The sequence below is a fragment of the Stenotrophomonas nitritireducens genome, from assembly GCF_001700965.1.
Taxonomy (GTDB): domain Bacteria; phylum Pseudomonadota; class Gammaproteobacteria; order Xanthomonadales; family Xanthomonadaceae; genus Stenotrophomonas; species Stenotrophomonas nitritireducens_A.
In genome coordinates this window covers 4,025,138-4,041,337 of record NZ_CP016756.1, presented here as the reverse complement: position 1 = coordinate 4,041,337, position 16,200 = coordinate 4,025,138, and the positions used below count along the sequence as shown (strand labels likewise).

Genomic DNA, 16,200 nt, shown 5'->3' with positions numbered 1-16,200 from the left:
TATGGTTGAGCTTACTTTATCTGGCTGCGCTTGCCCTGCCCCAAGGCATAAACCTCGGATGAACGCTTGCGTGAAGCGTCCGGCTTGCGAATGGCGACCTTTTCATAACGGCGGCGCATTTCGCGCACATAGTCATCAAAGCCGACGCCCTGGAACAACTTGATCAGGAACGCCCCACCCGGCTTGAGATGGTTGTCGGCAAAATCCAACGCCAACTCCGCCAGGTGCATCATCCGCGGTTGGTCAACCGCATCCATACCACTCTTATTGGGGGCCATATCCGACAGCACAAGGTCCACCGGCTGATTCCCGAGCATGGCTTCAAATGCCGATAGAACGTCTTGTTCCCTGAAGTCACCGTGAAGGAACTCCACGCCAGCCAGCGGCGGCATTTCCAGGATATCCAGCGCCAATACCCGGCCGGTATCACCCATCTGCCTGCGCACCTGCTGCGACCAGCCACCGGGCGCGGCGCCCAGATCGACCACCACCATGTGCGGCTTGAGCAAGCGGTCACGCTCCAGCAGCTCCTCCAGCTTGTAGGCCGCGCGTGAGCGCATGCCCTCCTTCTGGGCCTTTTTCACAAAAGGATCGGAGAAGTGTTCTTTCAGCCAGCGCTGGCTACTTTTGCTACGGGAAGGCATTGGCAATGGGGCTCACAGGGGTGGTCATGATACCCTGAACCCCCTTGATTACCTGTAGTCCTGCATGTCTATCGTCCTGACCTCGGCCCAGAACCGATTCCTGCGCGGCATCGCGCATGACCTGAAAGCACTGCTGCAAATCGGTGGCAAAGGGGTCACCCCGGCCTTTTTGGCCGAGCTGGACGAGGTGCTGGAGCGCCACGAGCTGGTCAAGGTCAAGGTTGCCGCCGAAGACCGTGAAGCCCGCGATGCCCTGATCGACGAAATGATCCAGGCCAGCGGTTCGGCCCTGGTGCAGCGCATCGGCCACGTCGCCGTGCTCTACCGCCCGGCCAAGGAAAAGCGCCAGATCGTACTGCCGCGCGGCTGATCAGCGAGGAAGCAGCATGCAGCTCAGTCGCGAACTACCCGATTACATCTACTCCCTGCGCCAGGCCGATGGCCGCCAGGCGAAGGTGAATGACCGCGTACTGGGCCGCAGTTTCATCCTGTCGCCCAACACGCTGATCGAAGACTGGCCGGTCACCTCGGTGGCCGAGCTGAGCGCCGAGCACTTGGCGCCAGCGCTGGAGCAGAACCCGGCCCTGGTCATCCTGGGCACGGGTGAAAGGCAGATCTTCCCGCCAGCCGCGGTCATGGCCGCCTGCCTGACCCGCGGCATCGGCATCGAGGTAATGAACAACGCCTCTGCCGCGCGCACGTTCAATGTGCTGGCCGGCGAGAACCGCCGTGTGGTGATGGCCATTATTCTCGAAAACGCGCCGTAAAACGGCAGCAATATCGGCAACAGGTTCTGTAGGAGCGGCGTAAGCCGCGAAACACCTGAGCAATCAGGCGGCAGACATGTGGGTAATCCAGCGATGCCGGCTTCGCGGCTTACGCCGCTCCTACAAGCCGTTTCCTGCAGGTGCTGGCGTATCGCTGGCCCCGCCCCTTGCGTGCTGCCGGGTTTGCCCCGGCAGCGCGTGCTTAGCTGCGACACGTTCTGTAGGAGCGGCGTAAGCCGCGAAGCACCCGAGCAAGCAGACGGCAGACTTGTGGGTAATCCAGCGATGCCGGCTTCGCGGCTTACGCCGCTCCTACATGCCGCTCCCTGCAGATGCTGGTATATCGCTGGCCCCGCCCTTGCCGAGCATGGCTCGGCGCTACCCAGATGCGGGCTGCCGGGTTTGCCCCGGCAGCGCGTGCTTACCTGTTCGGCAGGTAGACCAGCGGATCGACCGGCTTGCCGTTGTAGCGGATCTCGAAATGCAGCATGTCGCGCGAGGTGCCGGTGCGGCCCATTTCGGCGATCTGGTCGCCAGCCTTCACGCTCTGCCCTTCGTTGACCAGGCGCTTGCGGTTGTGGCCATAGGCCGACAGCCACTGATCGTTGTGCTTGATGATGATCAACTCACCGTAGCCGACCAGGCCGGCGCCCGAATACACCACCACACCCGGGCCCGCGGCACGCACCGCCTGGCCGCTGCTGCCGGCGATATCCACGCCCTGCTTGGTCGCCTCACCGGCGACGAAACGGCCGACCAGCGCACCTTCGGCCGGCCAGCGCCAGGCGATACCGCTGTTGACCGGGGTAGGCGTGGCAACCGGCGGGGTCGTGGCCGGGCGCGTGGTCGTCGCTGAGCCACCTGTCGCCGGCCGACTGGCGGTAGCACCGCCCGGATACAGCCGCAGCGCTTGGCCGGGGTAGATGGTGTACGGCTCGGACAAGCCATTCCACGCGGCAAGATCACGCGGGGTGATGTTGTTGATCCGCGCAATACCGAACAGGGTATCGCCGCGACGGACAACCGCGGTCTGGCCAGGCTTGGCCACCGAGGTCCGCGGCGTGGTCGAGGCCGAAGTGCCAGAACTGCCGCCGGAAGGCTTCACCACCGTGGCCGTCCCGCACGCCGCCAGCGACACCACCGCCATCACTGCCAGCGCCCTGCCCAATCCCTTGCCAACCATCATTGCATTCATGCGAATTTAGCCCTCCAAACCAGCCAAGCCACCAGGCCCACCACCAATGCGGTGGCGATCCAGCCCAACGGCTCAATCCAGCGTCGTAACCGTTCGGCCGCTTTTGCGCCGCCGAAGCGGATCACCGCCGCCAACAAATAAACCCGCTTGCCGCGCCCGACCAGCATGCTCAACACATACTGCGGCAGTGGCACGCCGACGATACCCGAGGCCCATGTGAAGACCTTCATCGGAATGGGCATGAAGCCGCCCAGCACCAGGAAGGTGAACACCGCCCACGGCGACTCCGCCATCTTCGCCTGCAGGGTAGCGATGCCGCTCTCGATGGCCGGCAGCATGCCCAGGGCCTCGAATACCGGCTTCAAGGCCTCGAAGGCGTAATGGCCCAGCGCATAGCCGACCATCGCACCGGCCATGGAACCGGCCAGGCTCAGCGTTGCAAACCGCCAGCCCTTGCGCGGCTGTGCCACGCACATCGGCATCAGCATCACCTCCGGCATCACCGGGAAGATGATGGCCTCGATGAAACTGAGCACGGTCAAATAGGTGGGTGCGCGCTCGTTGGCGGCCCAGACCATGGCGCGGTCGTATAACGGCCCGAAAATCTTCATTCAGTGAGTAATCCTATTCTCAGTCCAGCATGCCGGGCAACAGCGGCACGAAGCTCACCGGTGCCAGCTCTTCCTGGGCAATGGTGCCATCTGCCTGACGGGTCAGTTGCAACAGCACCTGTCCACCGGGCCCGCCGACGGGCGCAACCAGTCGGCCGCCCACGGCCAGCTGATCGATCAAGGCATCGACCAGCGCCGGCGCCGCCGCAGTCACCACGATGGCGTCATAGGGGCCATGTTCGGCCCAGCCGACGCGGCCGTCGTCGTGTTTGGTGCGGATGTTCATGCCCAGGTGGCGGAAGCGCTTGCGTGCCTGCCGCAGCAGGTCGCCGATGCGTTCGACCGTGAACACCTCCAGCCCCAGCGCGCCAAGAATGGCGGCCTGGTAACCCGAACCGGTGCCTACTTCCAGCACCTTCTTCGGTGCAACGGCGAGCACCACTTCGGTCATCCGCGCCACCACCCAGGGCTGGGAGATGGTCTGGCCATGGCCAATCGGCAAGGCGGTGTCTTCGTAGGCGCGCGAGGCCAAGGCCTCATCGATGAACAGATGCCGCGGCACCACGCGCACTGCGTTGAGCGTGGCTTCGTCGGCGATACCCACTTCGCGCAGGCGATCCACCAGGCGGTCGCGTACCCGCTGCGAGGTCATGCCGATACCCACAGCCTCCGGCTGCAGGCGCATGCGCGCCGTCATTCCGGCTTCCCCAGGGTGTCGGTCAGCCCGCCTACCCAGCTGGCGACTTTTTCCAATGCCGAATAGCGGGTCAGATCCACCTGGATCGGGGTGATCGAGATATGCCCGGTACGCACGGCATGGAAATCGGTGCCGGGGCCGGCGTCCTGCTCACTGCCGGCCGGGCCGATCCAGTACACGGTATTTCCGCGCGGATCGGTTGCCGGAATACAGGCTTCGGCGCGGTGACGGTTGCCCAGCCGGGTAACCTCGAAACCACGGATGTCTTCCCACGCCAGGTCCGGCACATTGACGTTGAGGATGGTGTCGGCCGGCAATGGATCGGCGATCAGCCGCGACACGATCTCCACCGCGGCGCGGGCCGCGGTGCGGAAATGCTTGGCTTCGTGCTTGTGCGTAACCAGCGACACCGCCACTGATGGCAGGCCGAGGAAGCGCCCTTCCATTGCCGCCGAGACCGTGCCGGAATAGATCACGTCATCGCCCAGGTTGGCGGCGTTGTTGATCCCGGAGACCACGATATCGGGCTCGTATTCGAGCATGCCGGTCAGCGCCAGATGCACGCAGTCGGTGGGTGTACCCGCAACCGAACAGGTGTAGTGGTCAATGCGGCGCAGACGCACCGGCTGATCGAGCGTGAGTGAGTTGGAGGCACCAGAACGATCACGGTCCGGCGCCACCACGGTGACTTCATGTCCGGCGTTGCGAAGCTCCTCGGCCAACATCTTGATGCCGGGGGCGTCCACACCATCGTCATTTGATACAAGTACGCGCATTAAAGGCCTGGGTTACTGGATCAACACGCGGCGCTCCCACTCATCGCCGCAATCGCCGGAACCCCCGGTTAGTACATCACCGGGACGGACCGACCTGAGCGGCCATGATACCGGAATGCACCGTGGCACTTTCCACCCCCGCAGGGCTTGCCTGCGACTGCGCGCACGTTACGCTGTGCAAATGTCGTACCCAGATGATGAAGATGACGCCGCACTGTTCCGCTCGGCCATCGGCGAAGTGACGCCGATACGCCCGGTGGAGCCTGCGGTTACCGGCAAACCCAAGCCCAAGCCGCGCGCGCGCATGGCCGAACGGGATGAATCCGAGGCGTTGGGCGAATTTGCCCGCCTGCTGCGCTCCAATACACCACTGGAGGCCGGCGACAGCGTCAGCTACCGCCGCGACAATCTGCCGCCGCGCATGTTCCAGCGGCTCAAGCGTGGTCAGTATTCAGTGCAGGACGAGTTGGATCTGCACGGCGCCAGCGCCGCGCAGGCAGAGAACCTGCTGCGCCAGTTTCTGCTCGAAGCCCGCGCGCATGAACATGGCTGCGTGCGCATCATCCATGGCAAGGGCCTGCAATCGGATGGCGGCGCACCGGTGCTGAAGAACCTGGTCGACCGCATGCTGCGCCAGCGCAACGACGTGCTGGCCTTTCATTCGGCACCGCCCACGCAAGGCGGCACCGGCGCGGTGCTGGTGTTGCTGGCTAACCGCTGAGCTGCCAGCGCACTCAGCCACTACCGTTCACTTGAACCGGGGCAACCTTCCCATCGCGGTAGCCCGCGCACCCGGGGCCGTTCGCGTGGTGTCTTGAAGTCTCTGTAGCCCGGGTAAGCACAGCGCACGCGGGGCTGTTCGCGCGACGTGTTGAAGTGACACCGGCTGCCAGCTTCCCGGGTGCGCTTGCGCTTACCCGGGCTACGGCTTGGCCAAGCACTTAGTCGGCGGCGTCTTCTGCGCTGGGCGCTTCGGCTTCAACTGGCGCGCTACCCGCAATTTCATTGCGGCTTGCGTCGCTCACTTCGCCCAATTCGTGCAGCACCGCCGTGGCATAGCAGCCCGGTGGCAGGGCGAACGCTACTTCCAGTACATCGTCAGCCAGCCATTGATGCTGCATCAGCGAGGGCTTCAATCGCAGCGAGCGGCGCTCCTGCTTGAGCCCGGCCTGCTCCAGCCCCGCGCGCAGGGCCATGGCCTGCTCATCAGCCAGTGCCTGCTCTTCGAGCGCGAGGGCGCCGCCGGTCGCGCGCAGTTCACCAACACCCCACAACGGCGCACTCGGATGAATATCAAAGCGCCCCAGCCGCTCGGCCAGCACGTCGTTCATCGGTTCCGGCCCGAATACCGAACGGCTGCCGTCCAGCATCCACACCTCGCCGTCCAACGCCGAGTCCCAGCTACCCTGCTCCACGCGCGCGGCCAGCACGCGATTGAACAGCGCCGACCGGGCCGCCGACAGCAGCATCGAGCGCTGATCCTTGCGCACCCGGCGGCCGGCAAACATCTGCAGCGCAGCCGGCACGTTACCGCCGTCGCGACCAAAGCGCTGCTCACCGAACCAGTTAGGCAGGCCGCGTGCTGCAACAATCTGCAGGCGTTCTTCGATTGCCGCCTTGTCACCCTGCACGCCGCGCAGCACCAGCTTGAAGCGGTTGCCGGCCAACGCGCCGCGCTGCAGCTTGCGGTTGTGCCAGGTCGACGCCAGCACATGCAGTTCGTCCGATTCCAGCAAGGCCAGGTCCGGCGCCACGCGCTTGGGCAGGTGCACACTGAAGCGCTGCGTGGTCACCGCATGGCGATCTTTCTGCCCGGCATAGCTGACGCCCATTTCCGGCACGCCGGCCCATTGCGCCAACTGCTTGGCGATGGCCACGGTATTGGCATTGCGCTTGCGGATGTCCAGCAGCAGATGCTCGCCCTCGCCGGTCGCCTCGAAGGCCGGAATTTCATCCACCTGGAAATCTTCCGGCACGCTGCGGATCGCAGCGGTCAGCAGCGGCGCACCAAACGCCAACGGCAGCGCGTTCATGCGGCCACCAACAAGGCCACAGCCTGCGCGGCTATGCCTTCTTCGCGGCCGGTGAAGCCCAGTTTTTCGGTGGTGGTGGCCTTGATGCTGACCCGGTCCAGATCGATTTCCAGCAGTTGCGCCACCTTCTGACGCATCGCCAGCGCATGCGGGCCAACCTTGGGCCGCTCGCAGATCACGGTGATGTCGACATTGCCAACTTGCCAGCCACGCTCGCGCAGCAGTTCATTGCAATGAGTGACAAAGCGGCTACTGTCCGCGCCCTTCCAGCGCGCATCGGACGGCGGGAAATGCACGCCGATATCGCCCAGCGCCAGCGCGCCCAGCAGGGCATCGCACAGCGCATGCAGGGCCACATCACCATCGCTGTGGGCAAGCACGCCCCGGCTGTGCGGCACGCGCACGCCGGCCAGCATGATGTGGTCACCCTCCCCGAAGGCATGCACGTCATAGCCTTGGCCGATACGGATGGGAGGGAAGCAAACAGAAGAGTTCATGGCAGGTACTTCTTGGCAGAGCCGGCGCCAACGCGCCGGCAGGGGATCAGCTGCCGCGCTGCGACAGCTCGAATTCGAAACGGGCCAGATCGGCCGGCGTGGTGACCTTGAAATTGCTTTCCGCACCTTCGACCAGCAGCGGGCGCACGCCCTGCCGCTCCATCGCCATCGCATCATCGGTGACATCGACACCGGCCGCGGCCGCGTCAAGCAAGGCACGCGTCAACTGATGACGGCGGAACAGCTGCGGGGTCAGCGCACGCCACAGGTGCTCACGCGGCTCGGTGCGATCGATGCCGCCGTCGTCGCCGGCACGCTTGAGCGTATCGCGGACCGGCGCGGCGAGAATGGCCCCCACCGGATCGGCACGCCCCACTTCCAGCAGGCGGCTCAGATCCACCGCGGCCAGGTTCGGGCGCGCCGCATCGTGGACCAGCACGAAATCGTCGGCGCGCACGCTGTCCGGCAATGCCTGCAGGCCCGCCAACACCGACGCGGCGCGGGTCTGCCCGCCCACGCAGGTCAACACAGGCTTGTCGGCAAACGAGGTCCAGCCCGGCCAATCGGCATCGTTCTCTGCGATGGCGACCATTACTCCGGCTACGCCAGGGTGGGCCAGCAGTGACTGCAAGGCATGGGCAAGCAGCGGCTCGCCATCGGCCAGCAGGTATTGCTTGGGGAGCGGCCCGCCGAAGCGCGCACCGCGCCCGGCCGCGGGAACCACGGCCCAGGTGGGTACGATCACGGCACGTTCTCCGGAGGTGACTGTTGATTGCCCTGCCCGGCCGGTGTCTGCACGGCAGGCGCCGGTACCACCGGTGCAGCTACCGGAGCGTTCTCGACCACCCGGTAGAACTTCTCACCCGGCTTGATCATGCCCAGTTCGCTGCGCGCACGCTCTTCGATGGCAGCCTCGCCATCCTTGAGATCCTGGACTTCGGCGGCCAGGGAATCATTGCGCTGCTGCAGACCGTCGTTGTCACGCTTCTGGTTGGCCACCTGCGCCTCGAGCATCATCACTTCGCCCGAGTTGCCCTGGCCAAACCAGAAGCGGTACTGCAGCAACGCCAGCAGTACCGCCAGCACCAGCAGCAGCCAGCGCCAATTACGCATGACGATCAGCGCTTGAGCGAGACAAACGCATCACGGCCGGCATAGCGTGCACCGCTGCCGAGGGCTTCCTCGATGCGCAGCAGCTGGTTGTACTTGGCCACGCGATCGCTGCGGCAGAGCGAGCCGGTCTTGATCTGGGTGGCGGTGGTGGCCACGGCGATGTCGGCGATGGTGGTGTCTTCGGTTTCGCCCGAACGGTGCGAGACCACGGCCGCATAGCCGGCCTTGTCGGCCATGGCGATGGCTTCCAGGGTTTCGGTCAGGGTGCCGATCTGGTTGACCTTGATCAGGATGGCGTTGGCGGTGCCCGACTCGATGCCCTCGGCAAAGATCTTCGGGTTGGTGACGAACAGGTCGTCGCCCACCAGCTGCACCTTGTTGCCGATGCGCTGGGTGAGCAGCTTCCAACCCGCCCAGTCGTTCTCGGCCAGGCCGTCTTCGATGCTGATGATCGGGTACTGCGCGGCCCAGTCGGCCAGGAAGTCGACGAACTGGTCGGAGGTCAGGCGCTTGTTCTCGCCGACCAGGTTGTACTTGCCGTTCTCGTAGAACTCGCTGGACGCCACGTCCAGGCCCAACAGAACGTCTTCACCGGCGTTGTAACCGGCCTTGCCGATGGCTTCCAGAATGGTGTCCAGCGCCTCGACGTTGCTGCGGAAGTCCGGCGCGAAGCCGCCTTCGTCGCCCACCGCCGTGCTCAGGCCGTGGCTCTTCAGCACCGACTTGAGGGCGTGGAAGATCTCGGTGCCGGCGCGCAGCGATTCGCTGAACGAGCTGAAGCCGACCGGCAACACCATGAATTCCTGGAAATCGACGTTGTTGTCGGCATGCGCGCCACCGTTGATGATGTTCATCATCGGCACCGGCAGCGACGGCACAGCGCCGGTCTTGGCGGCCAGGTACTGCCACAGCGCCTGCTTCCTGGAAGCGGCGACCGCGTGGGCAGCGGCCATCGAGACGCCGAGCAGCGCATTGGCGCCCAGGCGACCCTTGTTCTCGGTACCGTCCAGATCGATCAGGCGGCGGTCCAGGCCCTGCTGGTCCTCGGCATTGAAGCCGGCCAGCGCGGTGGCGATGGCGCCGTTGACGTTGTTCACGGCGTTGCGCACGCCCTTGCCCAGGTAACGGGTCTTGTCGCCATCGCGCAGTTCCACAGCCTCCTTGGTGCCGGTCGAAGCGCCGGACGGAACGGCAGCGCGGCCGAACGAGCCGTCGGCCAGGGTGACTTCGGCTTCCAGCGTGGGGTTGCCACGGCTGTCGAGGATTTCACGGGCGTGGATCTTGGCGATGTTGGTCATGTCTGGGGGCTAGGCTCGTTTGGGTGAGTCTGTTATCGACGGGAAACGCAAAATACCGGCGGGCAGTTTAAACGAAGCGCGGCCCGGCGCGGCCGTTGCTTTCGCCTGAAAGCGGCCCGGAGCGCCGAAACGCACAAGGCCCGCACGGGGCGGGCCTTGTTTGGGAAGCGCCTTGCCCTTCTCCCTGCGGGAGAAGGTGCCCGAAGGGCGGATGAGGGTAAGGAGAGCGAAGCTCGCCTCCACTCATACGCCACGGGCAAAGCCCCTTGCCGAGCATGGCTCGGCACTACATGCCCATTTCTGCGGGGAAAGCCTCTGCCGAGCATGGCTCGGCACTACCGCCCGTGCTTACGCGCGGGCTTCCTGCAGCAGCTTGCCGCCGGCCTTCTTCTCGCGCGCGGCGCGGATGAAGCCGATGAACAGCGGGTGGCCGCCGCGCGGCGTGGACAGGAACTCCGGGTGTGCCTGGCAGGCCAGGAACCACGGGTGCTGTTCACGCGGCAGCTCGATCACCTCGACCAGCGTGTCATCCATCGACTTGCCGGCAATCACCAGGCCAGCGTCTTCCAGCTGGGTGCGGTAGCGGTTGTTGAACTCGTAACGATGGCGGTGACGCTCGGCCACCACGTCCTTTCCGTACAGCTCGCGGGCCAGGGTGCCCGGCTTCAGGCGCTGCTCCTGCAGGCCCAGACGCATGGTGCCGCCCAGGTCGGACTTCTCGTCACGCTTTTCAACTTCACCGGTGGCGGTACGCCATTCAGTGATCAGGCCGATCACCGGATTCGGCGACTGGCGGTCGTTCTCGGTGCTGTTGGCGCCTTCCAGGCCGGCCACATTGCGGGCGAAATCCACCACCGCCGCCTGCATGCCATAACAGATGCCGAAGTACGGCACGTTGTGCTCACGGGCGAACTGCGAGGTCAGCACCTTGCCTTCGAAACCACGGTCGCCAAAGCCGCCCGGCACCAGGATACCGTCCACGCCTTCCAGCGCTGCCAGACCGGATTCCTCCAGTTCCTGCGCTTCGAGCCACTTCAGGTTGACCTTGGTGCGCTGGCGCAGGCCGCCGTGCTTGAGCGCCTCGCCCACCGACTTGTACGCATCCTGGTGGTCGACGTACTTGCCGACCACGGCGATGGTCACTTCGTCCAGCGGGTGCAGCGCTGCATCCAGCACGGCTTCCCACTCGGACAGATCGGCCGGACCGGCCTTGTCACCCAGCTTGAGCTGGTTGACCACGATCTCGTCCAGGCCCTGCGCATGCAGGCCCATCGGCACGCGGTACAGCACCTCAACGTCCGGCACGCTGATCACGGCGCGCTCGGAAACGTTGGTGAACAGCGAAATCTTGCGGCGCTCCGAGTCCGGAATGGCCTGCTCGGAACGGCACAGCAGCACGTCCGGCTGGATGCCGATCGAACGCAGCTCCTTGACCGAGTGCTGGGTCGGCTTGGTCTTCAGCTCACCGGCGGCGGCGATGTACGGCACCAGGGTGAGGTGCATGAACAGCGCCTTTTCCGGGCCGCGCTCGGTGCGCACCTGGCGGATCGCCTCCAGGAACGGCAGCGACTCGATATCGCCCACGGTGCCGCCGATTTCCACCAGCGCCACGTCGAAGCCTTCGGTGGCCTCGTCGATGCAGCGGCGGATTTCGTCGGTGATATGCGGGATGACCTGCACGGTGGCGCCAAGGTAATCGCCCCGGCGCTCCTTGCGGATCACGTTTTCGTAGATACGCCCGGTGGTCACCGAATTCTTGCGGCTCAGGCGGTTATGAATGAAACGCTCGTAATGGCCCAGATCCAGGTCGGTCTCGGCACCGTCGTCGGTGACATAGACCTCGCCATGCTGGAAGGGACTCATCGTGCCTGGATCGACGTTGATGTACGGATCCAGCTTCATCATGGTGACCTTCAGGCCACGCGCCTCGAGAATCGAGGCCAAAGACGCGGCTGCGATGCCCTTGCCAAGCGAGGACACCACACCACCGGTAACAAAAATAAGGGGGGTCACGGCTCACTGCCTCCCGGAAAGCCCTAGTTTAAAGGTTGTCGCCAAAACACCCAAGCACTGGATGCGGCGGGATCAAAAAAAAGACGCCCCGGCCTGCGCCGGGGCGTCCTTGAAACTCGGAAAAAACCGCGTCAGCGACGGCGACGGGCTTCTTCTTCCTCTTCTTCACGCGGCGCCGGCTGGTCAGCCTTGGCCTTGTCCTGGGCAGCCGCGGCCGCGCGGCGCTTGGCCTTCTGCTCGGCCTCGCTCTGCGCCTTGTCGACCGGCGCAGCCTGCGCGGTCTCGTCGGCCTTGCCCTTGTCGGCGCTCTGCGCCATCACGAAGGGAATGGCAGCCACCGCTGCAACAGCAACACCCAGAGCCAGCAATTTTGTCGTTTTCATCCAAAATCTCCTTGCTTGCCCCGCCAGGAATGGCGGGCCTGTTTGGGATCCGGGCATAGGATACCGCGCCGCAGCTGCCCCGGCCCTGAATGCCCCGCGTGCAAAAAACGCCGCCAGACCGCAAACTCGCACGTCGATTTGCGCCCTACCGAGATCCATGAACGCCCGTTACAACGCCGCTGACATCGAAGTCCTCTCCGGCCTGGACCCGGTCAAACGCCGTCCTGGCATGTATACCGACACTGCCCGCCCGAACCATCTGGCGCAGGAAGTGATCGACAACTCGGTCGATGAGGCCCTGGCCGGCCACGCCAAGACCGTGGAGGTCACCCTGTTCAAGGATGGCAGCTGCGAAGTCAGCGATGACGGCCGCGGCATGCCGGTGGACATCCATCCGGAGGAAAAAATCCCGGGTGTCGAACTGATCCTGACCCGGCTGCATGCCGGCGGCAAGTTCAACAACCGCAACTACACCTTCTCCGGCGGCCTGCACGGCGTGGGCGTGTCGGTGGTCAACGCGCTGTCCACGCTGGTGGAGATCCACATCCGCCGTGACGGCAGCGAGCACCGCATCACCTTCCGCAACGGCGACCGCGCCAGCCCGCTGGAAGTGGTTGGCAGCGTCGGCAAGAAGAACACCGGCACCCGCCTGCGCTTCTGGGCCGACCCCAAGTATTTCGATACGCCCAAGTTCAATGTACGTGCGCTGCGCCACCTGCTGCGCGCCAAGGCCGTGCTGTGCCCGGGCCTGACCGTCAAGCTGACCGACGAAGCCACCGGCGAAGTCGACACCTGGTATTACGAAGACGGCCTGCGCGACTACCTGAAGGCCGAGCTGGGCGAGCGCGAGATGCTGCCGGCCGACCTGTTCTACGGTTCGCTGAAGAAGGAAACCGAGATCGTCGACTGGGCCGTGGCCTGGCTGCCGGAAGGCGAGCTGGTGCAGGAAAGCTACGTCAACCTGATCCCCACCGCCCAGCACGGTACCCACGCCAATGGCCTGCGCACCGGCCTGACCGAGGCGCTGCGCGAGTTCTGCGACTTCCGCAACCTGCTGCCGCGCGGCGTCAAGCTGGCCCCGGAAGATGTCTGGGACCGGGTTTCATTCGTGCTGTCGCTGAAGATGACCGACCCGCAGTTCAGCGGCCAGACCAAGGAACGCCTGTCCTCGCGCCAGGCTGCCGGCTTTGTCGAGGGCGCCGCCCACGATGCCTTCAGCCTGCTGCTGAACCAGAACGTGGAGCTGGGCGAGAAGATCGCGCAGATCGCCATCGAGCGTGCCAGCGCGCGCCTGAAGACCGAGAAGCTGGTCACCCGCAAGAAGGTCACCCAGGGCCCGGCCCTGCCCGGCAAGCTGGCCGACTGCATCAGCCAGGACCTGTCGCGCACCGAGCTGTTCCTGGTCGAGGGTGACTCGGCAGGCGGCAGCGCCAAGCAGGCCCGCGACAAGGATTTCCAGGCCATCCTGCCGCTGCGCGGCAAGATCCTGAACACCTGGGAAGTCGCCTCGGGCAGCGTGCTGGCTTCGGAAGAAGTACACAACCTGGCTATCGCGATCGGCTGCGACCCGGGCAAGGACGACCTGTCCGGCCTGCGTTACGGCAAGGTGGTGATCCTGGCCGACGCCGACTCTGACGGCCTGCACATCGCCACCCTGCTGGCGGCGCTGTTCCTGCGCCATTTCCCGTCGCTGGTGGATGCAGGGCATGTGTTCGTGGCAATGCCGCCGCTGTTCCGTGTCGACGTGGGCAAGCAGGTGTTCTATGCGCTGGACGAGGAAGAAAAGCGGTCGATGCTGGACAAGATCGAGCGCGAGAAGATCCGCGGCCAGGTCAGCGTCACCCGCTTCAAGGGCCTGGGCGAGATGAATCCCTCGCAGCTGCGCGAATCCACCATCCACCCGGACACCCGCCGCCTGGTGCAGCTGACCGTAGACGACAGCGAGCAGACCTCGGCGCTGATGGACATGCTGCTGGCCAAGAAGCGCGCATCGGACCGCAAGGGCTGGCTGGAAAGCAAGGGCGACCTGGCCTCGCTGGAGGTCTGATTTCCCGCGGCTGCATCGCAACGAAAGCCCGCCTTTACCCGGCGGGTTTTTTTGTTGTCAGCGCGCCGGCATTGCCCTTGTGGGAGCGGCGTAAGCCGCGAAGCTGACCGCACTGGCAAACAGGCAACCTCTGTCAGCTGTTGGTGTGCGAGCTTCGCGGCTCACGCCGCTCCTACAACACCCACCCAACAAAAAACCCGCCATTGCTGGCGGGTTTTCGGTTTACGGGTTGCGAACCGGATGACTCAGTTCCAACCCGCCATTTCGAACAGACGCAGGATCAGATACGCACAGCCACCTGCCGCCGGGATGGTCAGGATCCAGGCCCACAGGATCCGCTCGATCACGCCCAGGCGCAGCGACTTGGGATTCTTGGCGAAGCCAACGCCCATGATCGCGGTGGAGATGCTGTGGGTGGTCGAGACCGGCATGCCGAAGTGTGCAGCCAGGGTCAGGATGGTGGCCGAGCTGGTTTCCGCGGCAAAGCCGTGGATCGGGTGCAGCTTGACCATCTTGTGACCCAGGGTCTTGATGATCTTCCAGCCGCCCGAAGCGGTACCAGCTGCCATCACAACCGCACAGGTCAGCACGATCCACATGGCGATGCCGCCGCCGGTGTTGGCATCGGGATGCATGAAGGCCAGCCAGGACGGCAGGTCGTTCAATGCACCGGATGCCTCGGCGCCGATCAGCGTCATGGCGATGATGCCCATGGTCTTCTGCGCATCGTTATGGCCATGGGCAAAACCCATGTACGCCGCCGACACGATCTGCGCCTTGCCGAAGAAGGCATTGACCCAGCGCGGACGGGCCAGACGACCGAGCACGCCGCCGACACGCGCCATGCCCGCGATGATTGCCCACAACAGGCACATCACCACGATACCGAGCAGGAAGCCGGCGATCGGCGAGGTGATCATCGGCACGAACACCTTCCACAACAGGCCCTTGTTCTGCGCCCAGTTGCCGACGTTCTGCGACCAGATCAGCGCATCCCAGTTGTTGTGCGCAGCGGCCAGGCCGGCACCGCACAGGCCACCGATCAGGGCGTGCGAGGACGAGGACGGCAGCCCCTTCCACCAGGTGATCAGGTTCCAGACGATGCCACCGAGCAGCGCACACAGAATCACCTGCGGGGTCACGGCGACCACGTCGGTGTTGAGCAGGCCATTGGCGATGGTCAGCGCGACGGCGGTGCCGGTCAGCGCGCCGATCAGGTTCATGCCCGCAGCGAGCATCACTGCCCAGCCAGGCGACAGAACCTTGGTTGCCACTACCGTGGCGATTGAGTTGGCGGTGTCGTGAAAGCCGTTGATGAACTCGAAGACGAGCGCGGCGAAAATCACCACCAGGACGAGGGTGAGCATTGAGCGTCCCCGTCAGCTGTTCTTGAGCACGATCTGGTAGGCCACCACACCGGCTTCGCGGCAACGGTCGATGGCCTTTTCCAGGATCTCGAAGAATTCCTTGAGCAGGAACATCTGCAGATTGTCCAAGCGACCGGAGTAGATGTCGCGGTACAGCTCGAGCATCAGACGGTCAGCCTCGTTCTCCAGCGAACGCAGCTTTTCGTTGAGCGCGGTCATCCGGTCCAGGTTCATGTGGCGCAGGTCGTTGACCATTTCCACCACCACACCGGCGGCCTGCTCCAGCATCGCTGCGCGCGGGGCGAAATCGATCTGATCAAGGTGCTGCACGGCCAGCGAGTAGCGGTCGGCAAACTTCTCGATCTGCTTCGGAATCTTGTACAGCGCCGAACCCAGCGCTTCGATGTCCTCGCGCTCGATGGGGGTCATGAAGCTGTCGACCAGCGCTTGGCTGATCTTGTCAGAGGCGGCGCGCTCGCGCAGGCGGGCGAGCTTGAACGCATCCAGCGCCGGCTGACGATCGGCCTCACGCATCATGCTGTGCAGTGCCTTGGCACCGTCATAGGCGGCCTGCGCGGCCTCGTCGAGGTAGGTATAGAACTGCTTGCCGGAGCCAAAGATGGTCTGCAACGAAAACATGGGGAGCCTATTCGCCGTCGCGGGAGGGACGGCATCAGGGGCGAATTATGACGGCTAGATGGCATTCAGGGTATTCCCGGCGTCTTTTTTAGCCCTGAAATGTGAACAGCCGGCCGTACC

At 64.6% G+C, this 16,200-nt stretch carries 18 protein-coding genes; 4 read left to right on the top strand and 14 right to left on the bottom strand.

The features are described from left to right. Nucleotides 1-11: 11 nt before the first annotated feature. Nucleotides 12-644 (bottom strand): 23S rRNA (uridine(2552)-2'-O)-methyltransferase RlmE, encoded by a 633-nt coding sequence (rlmE, locus tag BCV67_RS17245; RefSeq protein ID WP_062168040.1) that lies wholly within the window; start codon nt 642-644, stop codon nt 12-14. Between the two features lie 64 nt (nt 645-708). Here rlmE and yhbY point away from each other — a divergent pair, with 64 nt between their 5' ends. Both yhbY and BCV67_RS17235 read left to right on the top strand, forming a co-directional pair. Next, nucleotides 709-1,014 carry a ribosome assembly RNA-binding protein YhbY gene (gene yhbY, locus BCV67_RS17240; RefSeq protein WP_062168042.1) on the top strand — a complete coding sequence of 102 codons (306 nt, stop codon included), beginning with the start codon at nt 709-711 and terminating at the stop codon, nt 1,012-1,014. Between the two features lie 16 nt (nt 1,015-1,030). Further along, nucleotides 1,031-1,411 (top strand): Mth938-like domain-containing protein, encoded by a 381-nt coding sequence (locus tag BCV67_RS17235; protein ID WP_062168044.1) that lies wholly within the window; start codon nt 1,031-1,033, stop codon nt 1,409-1,411. A gap of 421 nt (nt 1,412-1,832) precedes the next feature. Here the strand turns inward: BCV67_RS17235 and BCV67_RS17230 are convergent, their stop codons facing one another. From BCV67_RS17230 to surE, 4 genes are read right to left on the bottom strand one after another with little or no spacing between them, the layout of a single operon-like run. Further along, nucleotides 1,833-2,606, bottom strand: a complete 774-nt coding sequence (locus BCV67_RS17230; protein WP_062168046.1) for a peptidoglycan DD-metalloendopeptidase family protein — start codon at nt 2,604-2,606, stop codon at nt 1,833-1,835. Further along, nucleotides 2,603-3,217: a YqaA family protein gene (locus tag BCV67_RS17225; protein WP_062168048.1), complete on the bottom strand. Its 615-nt coding sequence runs from the start codon at nt 3,215-3,217 to the stop codon at nt 2,603-2,605. Before BCV67_RS17225 ends, BCV67_RS17230 begins: the two co-directional genes overlap by 4 nt. Before the next feature lie 19 nt (nt 3,218-3,236). Further along, entirely contained in the window at nt 3,237-3,914 is a 678-nt protein-coding gene (locus BCV67_RS17220; RefSeq protein WP_062168050.1) for a protein-L-isoaspartate(D-aspartate) O-methyltransferase, read from the bottom strand. Next, a complete protein-coding gene (gene surE, locus BCV67_RS17215) occupies nt 3,911-4,690 on the bottom strand; it encodes a 5'/3'-nucleotidase SurE (protein WP_062168052.1) in 780 nt (259 codons plus the stop codon). The genes BCV67_RS17220 and surE overlap by 4 nt, the downstream gene beginning before the upstream one ends. Nucleotides 4,691-4,871: 181 nt before the next feature. Between surE and BCV67_RS17210 the strand changes: the two genes are divergently transcribed. Further along, a complete protein-coding gene (locus BCV67_RS17210) occupies nt 4,872-5,411 on the top strand; it encodes a Smr/MutS family protein (protein WP_062168054.1) in 540 nt (179 codons plus the stop codon). A gap of 220 nt (nt 5,412-5,631) precedes the next feature. On the opposite strand, the gene truD is transcribed toward BCV67_RS17210, so the two are convergent. The 7 genes from truD to BCV67_RS17175 form a co-directional block, all read right to left on the bottom strand. Continuing rightward, nucleotides 5,632-6,723 (bottom strand): tRNA pseudouridine(13) synthase TruD, encoded by a 1,092-nt coding sequence (truD, locus tag BCV67_RS17205; RefSeq protein WP_062168056.1) that lies wholly within the window; start codon nt 6,721-6,723, stop codon nt 5,632-5,634. After that, nucleotides 6,720-7,220: a 2-C-methyl-D-erythritol 2,4-cyclodiphosphate synthase gene (gene ispF, locus BCV67_RS17200; protein WP_062168058.1), complete on the bottom strand. Its 501-nt coding sequence runs from the start codon at nt 7,218-7,220 to the stop codon at nt 6,720-6,722. The genes truD and ispF overlap by 4 nt, the downstream gene beginning before the upstream one ends. A 46-nt stretch (nt 7,221-7,266) precedes the next feature. After that, the gene (gene ispD, locus BCV67_RS17195) at nt 7,267-7,965 is read right to left on the bottom strand and encodes a 2-C-methyl-D-erythritol 4-phosphate cytidylyltransferase (protein ID WP_062168060.1); all 699 of its coding nucleotides are present in this window, start codon (nt 7,963-7,965) and stop codon (nt 7,267-7,269) included. Then, entirely contained in the window at nt 7,962-8,333 is a 372-nt protein-coding gene (ftsB, locus tag BCV67_RS17190) for a cell division protein FtsB (protein WP_062168061.1), read from the bottom strand. Before ftsB ends, ispD begins: the two co-directional genes overlap by 4 nt. A 5-nt stretch (nt 8,334-8,338) precedes the next feature. Beyond that, a complete protein-coding gene (gene eno, locus BCV67_RS17185) occupies nt 8,339-9,631 on the bottom strand; it encodes a phosphopyruvate hydratase (RefSeq protein ID WP_062168063.1) in 1,293 nt (430 codons plus the stop codon). A 348-nt stretch (nt 9,632-9,979) separates the two neighbouring features. Then, the gene (locus BCV67_RS17180) at nt 9,980-11,644 is read right to left on the bottom strand and encodes a CTP synthase (protein ID WP_062168065.1); all 1,665 of its coding nucleotides are present in this window, start codon (nt 11,642-11,644) and stop codon (nt 9,980-9,982) included. A 131-nt stretch (nt 11,645-11,775) separates the two neighbouring features. Continuing rightward, entirely contained in the window at nt 11,776-12,027 is a 252-nt protein-coding gene (locus tag BCV67_RS17175) for a hypothetical protein (protein WP_062168068.1), read from the bottom strand. A 157-nt stretch (nt 12,028-12,184) separates the two neighbouring features. On the opposite strand from BCV67_RS17175, the gene parE reads away from it, so the two are divergent. After that, the gene (gene parE / locus BCV67_RS17170; RefSeq protein ID WP_062168070.1) at nt 12,185-14,074 is read left to right on the top strand and encodes a DNA topoisomerase IV subunit B; all 1,890 of its coding nucleotides are present in this window, start codon (nt 12,185-12,187) and stop codon (nt 14,072-14,074) included. Between the two features lie 245 nt (nt 14,075-14,319). On the opposite strand, the gene BCV67_RS17165 is transcribed toward parE, so the two are convergent. Both BCV67_RS17165 and BCV67_RS17160 read right to left on the bottom strand, forming a co-directional pair. Then, complete coding sequence (locus tag BCV67_RS17165) at nt 14,320-15,441, bottom strand: inorganic phosphate transporter (protein ID WP_062168072.1); 1,122 nt, start codon at nt 15,439-15,441, stop codon at nt 14,320-14,322. A gap of 12 nt (nt 15,442-15,453) precedes the next feature. Beyond that, nucleotides 15,454-16,080, bottom strand: a complete 627-nt coding sequence (locus BCV67_RS17160) for a DUF47 domain-containing protein (protein ID WP_057628278.1) — start codon at nt 16,078-16,080, stop codon at nt 15,454-15,456. Between the last annotated feature and the right edge of the window lie 120 nt (nt 16,081-16,200).

Bases quoted from the DNA above. Each gene is read 5' to 3' on its own strand.
- rlmE (WP_062168040.1), bottom strand. From the start codon at position 644: ATGCCTTCCCGTAGCAAAAGTAGCCAGCGCTGGCTGAAAGAACACTTC.
- yhbY (WP_062168042.1), top strand. From the start codon at position 709: ATGTCTATCGTCCTGACCTCGGCCCAGAACCGATTCCTGCGCGGCATC.
- BCV67_RS17235 (WP_062168044.1), top strand. From the start codon at position 1,031: ATGCAGCTCAGTCGCGAACTACCCGATTACATCTACTCCCTGCGCCAG.
- BCV67_RS17230 (WP_062168046.1), bottom strand. From the start codon at position 2,606: ATGAATGCAATGATGGTTGGCAAGGGATTGGGCAGGGCGCTGGCAGTG.
- BCV67_RS17225 (WP_062168048.1), bottom strand. From the start codon at position 3,217: ATGAAGATTTTCGGGCCGTTATACGACCGCGCCATGGTCTGGGCCGCC.
- BCV67_RS17220 (WP_062168050.1), bottom strand. From the start codon at position 3,914: ATGACGGCGCGCATGCGCCTGCAGCCGGAGGCTGTGGGTATCGGCATG.
- surE (WP_062168052.1), bottom strand. From the start codon at position 4,690: ATGCGCGTACTTGTATCAAATGACGATGGTGTGGACGCCCCCGGCATC.
- BCV67_RS17210 (WP_062168054.1), top strand. From the start codon at position 4,872: ATGTCGTACCCAGATGATGAAGATGACGCCGCACTGTTCCGCTCGGCC.
- truD (WP_062168056.1), bottom strand. From the start codon at position 6,723: ATGAACGCGCTGCCGTTGGCGTTTGGTGCGCCGCTGCTGACCGCTGCG.
- ispF (WP_062168058.1), bottom strand. From the start codon at position 7,220: ATGAACTCTTCTGTTTGCTTCCCTCCCATCCGTATCGGCCAAGGCTAT.
- ftsB (WP_062168061.1), bottom strand. From the start codon at position 8,333: ATGCGTAATTGGCGCTGGCTGCTGCTGGTGCTGGCGGTACTGCTGGCG.
- eno (WP_062168063.1), bottom strand. From the start codon at position 9,631: ATGACCAACATCGCCAAGATCCACGCCCGTGAAATCCTCGACAGCCGT.
- BCV67_RS17175 (WP_062168068.1), bottom strand. From the start codon at position 12,027: ATGAAAACGACAAAATTGCTGGCTCTGGGTGTTGCTGTTGCAGCGGTG.
- parE (WP_062168070.1), top strand. From the start codon at position 12,185: ATGAACGCCCGTTACAACGCCGCTGACATCGAAGTCCTCTCCGGCCTG.
- BCV67_RS17165 (WP_062168072.1), bottom strand. From the start codon at position 15,441: ATGCTCACCCTCGTCCTGGTGGTGATTTTCGCCGCGCTCGTCTTCGAG.
- BCV67_RS17160 (WP_057628278.1), bottom strand. From the start codon at position 16,080: ATGTTTTCGTTGCAGACCATCTTTGGCTCCGGCAAGCAGTTCTATACC.